7 protein-coding genes are annotated in these 11067 nt (G+C 68.9%); 1 reads left to right on the forward strand and 6 read right to left on the reverse strand.

Features of this window, described 5'->3' with window-relative positions:
* Positions 1–34: 34 nt before the first annotated feature.
* The 6 genes from trxB to GAS53_RS10810 all read right to left on the reverse strand — a co-directional run bounded on the left by trxB (position 35) and on the right by GAS53_RS10810 (position 9348).
* Entirely contained in the window at positions 35–1006 is a 972-nt protein-coding gene (gene trxB, locus GAS53_RS10785) for a thioredoxin-disulfide reductase (protein WP_151477260.1), read from the reverse strand.
* Positions 1007–1201: 195 nt separating this feature from the next.
* Complete coding sequence (locus tag GAS53_RS10790; RefSeq protein ID WP_151477261.1) at positions 1202–2140, reverse strand: anti-sigma factor family protein; 939 nt, start codon at positions 2138–2140, stop codon at positions 1202–1204.
* On the reverse strand, positions 2137–2850 hold the full coding sequence (gene sigM, locus GAS53_RS10795) for an RNA polymerase sigma factor SigM (protein ID WP_151477262.1): 714 nt from the start codon (positions 2848–2850) through the stop codon (positions 2137–2139). The genes GAS53_RS10790 and sigM overlap by 4 nt, the downstream gene beginning before the upstream one ends.
* Before the next feature lie 28 nt (positions 2851–2878).
* Positions 2879–4579, reverse strand: coding sequence for a protein kinase family protein (locus GAS53_RS10800; protein WP_151477263.1), 1701 nt, complete (start codon positions 4577–4579; stop codon positions 2879–2881).
* A 118-nt stretch (positions 4580–4697) separates the two neighbouring features.
* A complete protein-coding gene (gene murJ, locus GAS53_RS10805; protein WP_151477264.1) occupies positions 4698–6944 on the reverse strand; it encodes a murein biosynthesis integral membrane protein MurJ in 2247 nt (748 codons plus the stop codon).
* A 46-nt stretch (positions 6945–6990) separates the two neighbouring features.
* The gene (locus GAS53_RS10810; protein WP_151477265.1) at positions 6991–9348 is read right to left on the reverse strand and encodes a DUF6049 family protein; all 2358 of its coding nucleotides are present in this window, start codon (positions 9346–9348) and stop codon (positions 6991–6993) included.
* 235 nt (positions 9349–9583) lie between these two features.
* Here GAS53_RS10810 and GAS53_RS10815 point away from each other — a divergent pair, with 235 nt between their 5' ends.
* On the forward strand, positions 9584–11026 hold the full coding sequence (locus GAS53_RS10815) for a CCA tRNA nucleotidyltransferase (protein WP_151477266.1): 1443 nt from the start codon (positions 9584–9586) through the stop codon (positions 11024–11026).
* Positions 11027–11067 lie beyond the last annotated feature (41 nt).

An 11067-nucleotide genomic window follows, 5' to 3' on the forward strand; every position in this document is an offset into this window, starting at 1 on the left:
CCTTAACTGGTTGGTGCGGTGGGGCGGATGGGGGTCAGACGGTGGTCTTCTCGGGCTCCGCAGCCGCCTCGCCGTCCGCGATGGCGGAGAGGAAGCGCTCGGCGTCGAGGGCGGCGGAGCAGCCGGTGCCGGCCGCAGTGATCGCCTGGCGGTAGGTGTGGTCGACGACGTCGCCAGCGCCGAAGACACCCACCAGGTTCGTGCGGGTCGAAGGCGCCTCGACCTTGAGGTAGCCCTCCTCGTCCAGTTCGAGCTGGCCCTTGAAGAGCTCGGTGCGCGGGTCGTGGCCGATCGCGATGAACAGGCCGGTGACGGGCAGTTCCGACGTCTCGCCGGTCTTCAGGTTGCGCAGCTTCAGGCCCGAGAGCTTCTGCTCGCCCTGGATCTCGGCGACCTCGCTGTCCCAGACGAACTTGATCTTCGGGTCGGCGAAGGCGCGCTCCTGCATCGCCTTGGAGGCGCGCAGCGTGTCCCGGCGGTGGACGATCGTCACGGACTTGGCGAACCGAGAGAGGAAGGTGGCCTCCTCCATGGCAGTGTCACCGCCGCCGATCACAGCGATGTCCTGGTCCTTGAAGAAGAAGCCGTCACAGGTCGCGCACCAGGAGACACCACGTCCGGACAGGGCGTCTTCCCTGGGCAGGCCCAGCTTGCGGTGCTGAGAGCCTGTCGCGACGATGACGGCCTTCGCCCGGTGCACCGTGCCCGCCGTGTCCGTGACGGTCTTAATCTCACCGCTGAGGTCGACCGTGACGATGTCGTCCGGAACCAGCTCGGCCCCGAAGCGCTCGGACTGCGCCCGCATGTTGTCCATGAGCTCCGGGCCCATGATGCCGTCCTGGAAGCCGGGGAAGTTCTCCACCTCAGTGGTGGTCATCAGCGCGCCGCCTGCGGTGACGGCGCCCTCGAACACCAGCGGCTTAAGCGACGCGCGCGCAGTGTAGAGCGCCGCCGTGTAGCCGGCGGGCCCGGAGCCGATGATGATCACGTTACGGACGTCGCTCACGGCTTGATTCCTCGTCTCTGGAGACTGCTTCGTACGGCCGGTGGGAGCCTCTCTCAGAACTCTCACCCCACCCAACGGATCCTAAGGGGCGCGCATTCCCACTGTGTCCGGGCACACGAAGACTCGTCACCGCACCGGGATGCCATGGATGACGCAGGGCACGCACATGATGATCCGACGCAGGCCCGGACCCGCTCAGCTTCGCGGGTAGGACTGCTGGAGCAGAACCTTGCCTTCGGAGATCGACGGCCTGTCCACACAGGCGGAGTCGACGACATAGGCCGTGACCTGTGCGGCGTCGGAGGCGTCGGGCAGCACCACGAGATACGCCTCAGTGCCGTCGTAGTCACCTTCCTTGAAGGCGAGGGGAGCCGCGTCGCGCCCGATGCCCTGCTTGATGCACTCGGGCACTGACGTGGGCGTGTTCAGGATGTTCGGCTCTTCGGTGGAGTCGGTGCCGTAGGGCTTCGCGGTGCGGGGACTGCCGTCCTTCTTCTCGGACTTCTTGGCCTCGGCGAGGAGACCCGCGACCTCGTTATCCAGCTTCTCCCCGGCGAACGTGTTCGCGGAGTCGCTCTGCTCCCGGGAGGCCGAACCAGGGTTGTTGCCCGATGTGTCGCCCAGCGACTGGAGGAGCAGGCCGCCGAGTCCCAGCGTGGCCGCCGTGAACATGGCGCCCAGCACGACGGTCCTGCGGCGTCCACGACGAGGCCGGTTCGTACGACCCGGGCCGGTGGAAGCACGGGGGTGTCCTGAGGGACGATCCGCTGTGGCCGATGTTTCACGTGAAACATGCCGACCCTCGTCCTCGCCGGACAGCGGCTGGGAGGCGCTGACTGATGCCGGGACGTTCGTGTCGTCGTCTGCTTCGGGCGCCGTGGCACTCAACAGGGCCTCGGCGGCGAGAGCGGCATCGATGCGTCCCGCGACATCGGCGGGCATGCGGGGCGGACCCGGCAGCGTGCCGAGCATGCCGCGGATCTCCTCCAGCGAGTCGTACACGTCGGCACACAGCGCGCAGCCGTCCAGGTGGCGTCGCACGTCCGCCGTACGCGAGGGCGGGAGCAGACCTTCGGTGAGGTCGGAGATCTCCGTGACGTCCGGGTGTCCGGCCGTGTCGGTCGTGGATGTCACGCTCGCCCACCTCCGCCCTTCACAGCAGCTGAATCGCTCGGTCCATCGTGTTCTCCCGCTGCGGGTGGGACGGATGCCCCCTGCGTGCGGTTCCGTCCCTCACCCGACTTCTTGCTCTCTCTGTCGCTCCCGCTGTCCGTACGCAGGTGTTTGAGCAGCGGGAGAAGTCTGGCTCTGCCGCGAGCACAGCGGCTCTTGACCGTGCCGGTCGGCACGTCGAGCAGACTGGCCGCCTCCGCCACCGGGTAGCCCTGCATGTCCACCAGGACGAGGGCGGCCCGCTGGTCGGGGGGCAGAGTGCCCAGCGCCTCCAGCAGCTCACGGTGCAGATCGTTGCGCTCGGCCGGAGCGGAGGCCGACTCGTGCGGTTCCAGCAGTTGCTCGAGCCGTTCCGTGTCGTCCACGGGGGAGGTCTTCCTGGAGGCCGCCTTGCGGGCGCGGTCCAGGCAGGCGTTCACGGTGATCCGGTGCAGCCATGTGGTGACCGCCGACTGGCCACGGAAGGTGTGGGCGGCCCGATAGGCGGAGACGAGGGCGTCCTGGACGGCGTCAGCGGCCTCCTCGCGGTCGCCCAGCGTCCGCAGCGCCACCGCCCAGAGCCGGTCACGGTGACGCCGCACGAGCTCACCGAAGGCGTCGGGGTCGCCCTCGACATGACGGGCGAGGAGGTCCTGATCGCTCACTTCGCTGAATCCGGCACCGTCCGCCATCGAACCCCCTCCCCCCTCGCATTCACCGTCAGCTGGTCACCTTGATGTCCGCCACCCGGCCACGGTAGTTACCGTCGTTCGTCAGCGGCAGCTCGGTCAGCCAGACCAAGAGATAGCGGGTCTTGACGGACTCGTCGGGCTTGAGCGCGACGCTGGTCCCGGATCCCTCGGCGACCTTTGTGTAGGCATCGAAGGAGGTGGGTTCCGAGCTTGTGTCACCGGAGGCGGCACGGAGTTCGGCGGAGGTGTTCCCCACGAAGGTAACGGTCACCTTCCCGACCTGCTGGACCTTGCCGAGATCGAGGATGACGCCGAGGCCCGGCTTGAGGTTTCCGAAGTTGGCACCCTTGTAGAAGTCGGTCTGCCAATAGGTTCCGGGGCTGTTGTCGTAGGTCTTGTCTATATCCGCAGGCTTCTCGGATCCGTCGGACCCGAACGGGTCGAAGTCCCGTGCACCGCTGATGGCGATCGGCTTGCTGACCGGCTTCGCCGGGTTCTTGTCGTTCTCGTCCGTCGTCTTCGTGTTGCCCGTGTCGTCGGACTTCCCCTGCTCCATGAGCGCGTCCGCGAGCTGCCAGCTGCCGAGGCCGAGTGCGGCGATCAGGAGGGCGGACACGGCCCACTTCAGGACCTTGCCGGTACGGCTCTGCAGCGGGGGCGGCGGCGTCGGTACCGGCTGGGTGGCGCCCGGGTGGGTCGCGGGGCGGCCGTAGCTGCCCTGCTGGTACGTCGTGCGCTGGTAGTCCGGCGGTGCCGTGAACGCGGGCTCCGGCGGACGGATGCGGGGCATCTCGCCGACCGCCTTCACCAGTTCCTCCGGCGTGGTGCACGGAGGCTCCTGGCGGGACGCGGTCGCGCCGTCGTTGACGAGCGCGCGCATCGCGAGCTCCGACAGGCCGCGGTGCACGCCTGCCCGTACCTGGTCGGGGGCGATGAGGCCCACGCCCTTCGGCAGCCCGGAGAGGCCGTACGCGTCGTTCTCGTACGGCCAGCGCTGAGTGAGCGCGGCGTACAGCAGCGCCCCGATCGCTTCCGTGTCGGTGCGCTGCGGGGTGTCGGAGCTGATGCCGCGCAGCGCGGCGTTCACCGCGAGGCCGCGGATGCGCCACTGACCGGACGAGGTGCGCAGCACAGCGCCCGGGGTCAGCTTCAGATGGGCCAGCCCCTCACGGTGCGCGGCGGCCATCGCCTGGGAGACCTGGCTGACCATCTGGTACGCCTCGTGCACCTCCAGCGAGCCGGAGGCCAGGAGCGTCGTCAGCTCCGTGGCGTCCGGCAGCCACTCGTGCACCACATAGACGAGGTCGTTCTCCTCGACGGCGTCCAGAACCTGGACGAACCGAGGATCGCCCAGCAGGGCGGAGGAACGGGCCGCCGCCAGGACGGAGCGCGCTCGTGGATGGTCGGCGGGCAGCAGATGCACACCGACTGCGCGGCGCAGCTTCTCGTCCACCGCACGCCAACTGCTGAAACCGTCCAGGCGGGTGACACACTCTTCCAGCCGGTAGCGTCTGGCGAGTTTGTGACCGCTGTGCAACTCGGGCGGCGAGGTCCTGCCAGGGCTCTCGTTCCCCCCGCTCCCCTGTGCCTCTTCGCTCTCCGAGTTGTCCGTGTCCCGCTCCCGGTTCTGGGCCACCCCGTCGGCCGTGGACTGGTCCGCCTTCGCGGTCAGCGGTTCATCACCGCTGTTGTCTGCCACGTCGACGGCAGCCGTGCTCCGTTCCGCCACCGCCGTTCCTGCCTCCCCATCCGTTGCGCGCTCTCCGACGCCAAAGCCAATTGTGCCCACAGTCCGCCCCTATGCACGACACGCGGTCGCGGACGATGGTTGTGCGACTACCCCCGCCTCAGCGCCCGAGGCGCCCGCGGACCATGCCGACCATTCCGTTCAGCTCCTCGATGCGCATACGCCGCGCCGCGACGTAGAAGACACCGAGCAGTACGACACCACCGCCGAGCAGGGCGGCGAGCGAGCCGCCGACACCCTGTCCCAGCGTGTGGCCGATTCCGTAGCAGGCCGCACCGCTGAGCAGCGCAGCCGGCACCGACGCGATACCGAGTCGGGCGTACGTACGCATGACCCGGGCGCCGTCCAGGTCACCGCCCAGCCGCTTGCCCAGCCGGCTCCACGCGACTCCCACGCCGATCGCGTAGGCGAGACCATACGAGGCTGCCATGCCCGCCACGGCCCAGCGCGGGGGAAGCAGGAAGAAGCAGAGCGCCGAGGCCCCGGCGTTGACGGCGGCCACGATGACCGTGTTGTAGAAGGGGGTCCGGGTGTCCTCGTACGCGTAGAAGGCGCGCAGTACGACGTACTGCACGGAGTACGGGATCAGACCGAGGCCGAAGGCCATCAGCATGTAGCCCATGTTCGTGGCTTCGCTCGTGCCCGAGGAACCGAAGATCAAGGTGCACATCGGGATGCCGAGGGCGACGAAGCCGAAGGAGATGGGCACGATCGCCACGGCCGTGGTGCGCAGGCCCTGGGAGATGTCGTCTCGGACGGCGCCGGCGTCGCCCTCGTTGGCCGAGCGCGAGAGCCGGGGCAGCAGGGCGGCCATCAGGGAGACGGTGATGATGGCCTGCGGGAGGCCCCAGATGAGCTGGGCGTTGGCGTAGGCGGCGAAGCCTGTGCCGTCGACCGGCGAGTCCTTGCCCGCGGCGGTGGACAGCTGGGTCACCACGATCGCGCCCGCCTGGTTGGCGAGGACGAAGAGCACGGTCCACTTGGCGAGCATCGCGGCCTTGCCGAGGCCGTGGCCCTTCCAGTCGAAGCGCAGCCGCAGCCGGAAGCCGGTCTCACGGAGGTACGGGATCATCGCGAGTGCCTGCACGACGAGACCGAGCAGGACGCCGATACCGAGAAGCTGCTCGCCCTCCGGCGGGATCGTCGCGGCCTTCATACCGGAGTTCGCCGCGGTGCCGTACACCCAGATGAACAGTCCGAGCGTCACGATGATGACGATGTTGTTGAGGACCGGAGTCCACATCATCGCGCCGAATTTTCCGCGCGCGTTCAGGATCTGGCCCATCACCACGTGAATGCCCATGAAGAAGATCGTGGGCAGGAAGTAACGGGCGAAGGTGATGGCTACCTCGTTGGCCGCCGGATCGCTGGCGACCGGCGCCGACAGCACGCGTACCAGGAGAGGTGCGGCGAGGACCGCGAGCACGGTGAGCGCACCGAGGACCACGACGACGAGGGTCAGAAGCCGGTTGGCGTATGACTCACCGCCGTCTTCGTCCTCCTTCATGGCGCGCACGAGCTGCGGTACGAAGACGGAGTTGAGGCCGCCGCCGACGGTCAGGATGTAGATCATCGTCGGCAGTTGGTACGCGACCTGGAAGGTGTCGCCGAGCAGGCCGACGCCCAGCGCCGAGACGATCAGGGCGGAGCGGATGAAGCCGGTGAGGCGGGACACCATGGTGCCCGCCGCCATCACCGCACTCGACTTCAGCAGACCCGACGCGCGCCCGCCCTTCGTCGCCGCGGGTGCGGCGGGTGCGTCGGGTGCGTGAACCGGCTCAGGGGCCGGTGGCTGTGGTGCCGCACCCTGGTCCGCGTACGGCGCGTGGGCCGGGCCCGGCACGGACGTGGGCTCCATCGGCGGATGTCCGCCGCCCTGTTGCTGGTCCCGGAAGAGATGGGCGAACGCGTCCGGCTCGTGTCGCTCCTGGCCGGCCTGGGTCACGAGGTCGTCCACGCCCACGAACTGGGTGGTACGGGGGTCGTCGCCGTACGGCAGGTACTGGGTCGGGCCCTCCGGTTCGGGCGCCGGGGTCTGCGCCCACACGCGGGGGTCGGGGGCGTACGGGGACTGGGGCGGCTGGCCGTAGAGCGGGGGCTGCGGCTGATACGTGCCGGGTGGTGGCGGGGGGTGCGCGGCACGGTCGTAGAGGGCCTCCGCGACGGGGTCCTGAGCCGAGAGGTCCTGCGCCCGATAGGGATCCTGGGCGTAGGCGTCCTGGAAGTACACGTCGGCTGGGGGCTGCGGAGGCACCTCGCCGGGTTCCGGCGGGCCCTGCGGCGGGCCGTCGGGGTAGCCGGAGCTGCCCGCGCCCTGGCCGCGGTCACCGTCGTACGGCGCGTTCATGGTTACCCCACCTCATCGTCCCCGGGCCCACCGGCCACGACATCGCTCAACGGTCCACTCTCTCACCCGTGCCGGACGGCTCGGTGATTTCCGGTGCGGTGTCCGGTGAAGGGTCACTCGGGTGCTCCGGCTCGTGTGCCCTTGATTCGGCGGCGGACGCTTCTTCGGGAGCGTCCTCGGCTTCGTCGCCCGCTGGGACGTTCTCCGATTCCTGCGCGGCCTGGCGGGCGGCCGCGCGCTTGCGCTGCGTGTACATCCGGAATCCGGCGAGCACGAGCAGCAGGACACCACCGGCGATGACCAGCATCACCGTGGCGGTGATCTCGGTGACCTTCACGTCGAAGGTGACCTCGGGTCCGTACGGCCGGCCGTCCTCCGTGAAGAGCTGGGCGACGACCTCCGCCTGGCCGTTGGCATGGGCGTTGGTGGTGAACTTCACCGACTGGCTGTGCCCGCCCGAGACCGCGACCGGTTGCTCCTCGTAGGCACCGTCACCGATGCTGAGGCGGCTCGGCTGCATCGACGTCAGACGCAGCACCAAGTGGTCCACGCCCTGGACGAGGTTGTTCTGCACGGTGACGGGGATCGTGGCGCTGCGCCCCGAGAGCTTCGCGTCGGACTTGTCGATCAGCCCGACGCTCTCCGTGAGCCCGAGGAGGTAGGCCTTCACGCCGCCGCGGTACGCCGTCGCCTCGGTTTCACGGCCGCGCCAGGCTGTGGACATCGACCGGTCCATGGCCCGCCCGAAGGGGGTGACCACGCGGGACTTGTCAGCGAGGATCACCTGGAAGCTGTTGAGCTTTTCCTGCGTGCCCTCGATATACGCGAAGGCATTCCGCCGCAGCTCCTGACCCTTCAGCGAGGATGGGTACGAGGCCGCCGACGGGACCCGCGTGGTGGCGCCCGCGTCCGGCTTGGCCTTCGTGGCCGCGGACAGGGCTGCCGACTGCGACCAGTTCCCTTCCTGGAGAGCTGTCAGCGCCTGGGCCATCGTCTGGGCCTGGCTGGCGGTCGGCATGCGCTGCGGGGCGACCACGACGCTGCGCTGCTTGTCCGGGACCTGGAGCGTGAACATCAGGCTCTGGGCGAGGAACTTCTGCACGGCGAGCGTGGAGTTGCCGGCCACTGTCATGTCGCCCTGGAACGCCGTCGACAGACGGGCGTCCGCGACCACCGCCGTGGTGCCGCCGCCGATCGGGCGGGCCGCGGAGGGCGTGTACGGCAGGCCGCCGGTCTCCTTGAGGCTGTCGCTGCGGGAGATCACCGTGTGGGCGCCTGCGGAGGTGGCGACCTTGACGACCGACGGGTCGATCGCGCCGTTCGCGGGCCAGGCGTAGTCCGTGCTGGGCGTCACGTGGAGGATCGACTCCACCGTCGTGGCGGCCACGGTGGTGGCGTCCTTGAGGTGGCTCAGTGACCCGGTCACGCCGTGGTGGGCCAGCGACGCCAGGTCCGGGTCGGCGAAGGGGAGAGCGACGACTTCCTCGTCCTGGACCGCCTTCTCCAGCTCGCCGAGCCACTCCTCGGCCACCGCCTGATGCGTGCCTGCCTTGGTGGTCTCGCTGGAGCCGTTCACCTGGACCCGGTAGCTGCGGGTCATCGCGTCGACGGAGGCCAGCAGGTCCGGGTCGACCACCCAGGTGATGTCGAGGTCCTTGCCGAGCGAGAGGAGCTGCTCGAGGCGGCCGCCGGGGGAGAGCTCCGCGGCCAGGTCGTCGTCCTTGAAGACGGGGGTCTGCTGCTCGTTCGACCCCGTCTCGGCCGTCATGTGAGGGGTGGAGATGAGCGGCCAGAGGTACGTCGTCCGGGTCTTCGTGTCCGCGGCGTCGGGCTGCCACGGCAGGAAGGTCCGCTCGATGCCGAGGATCTGCTCGTACGGCGCGGCGGTGGTCCGGCCGTTGAGCGTGACACCCAGCTGGTAGACGCCGTCGGAGCTGAGAGGCAGCTTGTCGACCGGGACGGAGATGCTGAAGGTCTGCGGGACGCCCGGCGCCAGCTTGGAGAACTCCGCCACGTACTTGCCGCCGACTTCCGTGCCCGCGTACGGATTGTTCTTCGCGGCGTCGTCGATCGCCGAGCGGCCGTTCATCGTCGGACCTACTCGCAGGCCGACGTGCGCGTCCGTGACCGTCTGCTTGCCTTTGTTGACGACCCTGCCGGAGACGGTCAGCGTGTCCCCGTCGGAGGGCACGCGGGGGCTGAGCGAGTACAGGGAGACATCGACCGTACGGGAGCCGGAGACGTCGGCCGCGGCGGTGCGCTCAACGGCATGCGCGGAGGGCGACACGGGCAGCTGGAGAAAGCCGGCCAGCAGAGGCGCCCCGGCGAGCAGTGCTCCGGTGCGCCGCAGCCACCGGCGGGCAGGTGAGGGACTCATCCCCTGGAAGTCTGCCGCCTCGGCCACGCGCTCGCCCGTCCCTCGTCGTCGTCAGTGGTCGTCGGAATGTGCGTCCACGCATGGTAACGATGCGCGCTGAGGGTAAGTGCCGCGGTCCGCTTCACAAGATCGGAAGAAGAGACCGGGCTGTCCCGCTATGTGCACCTATCAATGTATGCGTCCCCGCACATATGAGGAGAGACGTCTGTGCACGTTTAATGGAGGCGCCTGCGGTCGTCCGGGCCACGTACCCTTTTCTGTTGTGCCGAACGCCAACGAAGACAGTCCCAGTGCGCTGAACCAGGTGCAGAGCCGCGCGGTAAGTGAACTGCTGCGGGTGTCCCCCGTCGCAGACGACCTCGCCCGTCGTTTCCAGGAGGCCGGGTTCTCCCTTGCCCTGGTCGGCGGCTCGGTCCGGGATGCCCTCCTCGGCCGGCTCGGCAACGACCTGGACTTCACGACCGACGCCCGTCCCGAAGACGTACTGAAGATCGTGCGTCCATGGGCGGACGCCCTGTGGGAGGTCGGGATCGCCTTCGGCACGGTCGGGGCTCAGAAGGACGGCTACCAGATCGAGGTGACGACGTACCGCTCGGAGGCGTACGACCGGACCTCGCGGAAGCCCGAAGTGTCGTACGGCGACTCCATCGAGGAAGACCTGGTGCGCCGTGACTTCACGGTGAACGCGATGGCCGTGGCACTGCCCGAGAAGGAGTTCATCGATCCGCACGGCGGGCTCGGCGACCTCGCCGCCCGCGTTCTGCGGACTCCGAGCACACCCGAGGAGTCCTTCTCCGACGACCCGCTGCGGATGATGCGGGCCGCGCGTTTCGCGGCCCAACTCGACTTCGAGGTGGCGCCGGACGTCGTCGCGGCGATGAAGGGCATGGCCGAGCGCATCGAGATCGTCTCCGCCGAGCGCGTGCGTGACGAGCTGAACAAGCTGATCCTCTCCGCGCACCCGCGCAAGGGGCTGACGCTGCTCGTCGACACGGGGCTCGCCGACCGTGTGCTGCCCGAGCTGCCGGCACTGCGTCTGGAGCGGGACGAGCACCACCGGCACAAGGACGTCTACGACCACACGCTGATCGTCCTGGAGCAGGCGATGGCGTTGGAGGAGGACGGTCCCGACCTCACGCTTCGCCTGGCCGCGCTGCTGCACGACATCGGCAAGCCACGGACGCGTCGCTTCGAGAAGGACGGGCGGGTCTCCTTCCACCATCACGAGGTGGTGGGGGCCAAGATGACCAAGAAGCGAATGGCCGCGCTGAAGTACTCCAACGAGCTCGTGAAGGACGTCTCGCGTCTGGTCGAGCTGCACCTGCGGTTTCACGGCTATGGCACCGGGGAGTGGACGGACTCCGCGGTCCGTCGTTACGTCCGTGACGCGGGCCCGCTCCTCGACCGCCTCCACAAGCTGACCCGCTCCGACTGCACGACGCGCAACAAGCGCAGGGCTGCCGCGCTCTCCCGTGCGTACGACGGCTTGGAGGAGCGCATCGCCCAGCTCCAGGAGCAGGAGGAGCTGGACGCGATCCGGCCCGACCTCGACGGCAACCAGATCATGCAGATCCTGGGCGTCGGGCCCGGCCCGGTCATCGGGCAGGCCTACAAGTTCCTGCTGGAACTGCGTCTGGAGAACGGGCCTATGGAGTACGACGCGGCGGTGTCGGCGCTCAAGGAGTGGTGGGCCGCGCAGAGCTGAGGTCGCGCGTCGTGGTCATGTTTCACGTGAAACATGACCAC

The organism is Streptomyces albicerus (assembly GCF_008905045.1).
Lineage (GTDB): Bacteria > Actinomycetota > Actinomycetes > Streptomycetales > Streptomycetaceae > Streptomyces > Streptomyces albicerus.

Excerpts from the sequence above, each read along its gene's own strand:
- murJ (WP_151477264.1), bottom strand. The coding sequence starts at position 6,944 with ATGAACGCGCCGTACGACGGTGACCGCGGCCAGGGCGCGGGCAGCTCC.
- sigM (WP_151477262.1), bottom strand. The coding sequence starts at position 2,850 with ATGGCGGACGGTGCCGGATTCAGCGAAGTGAGCGATCAGGACCTCCTC.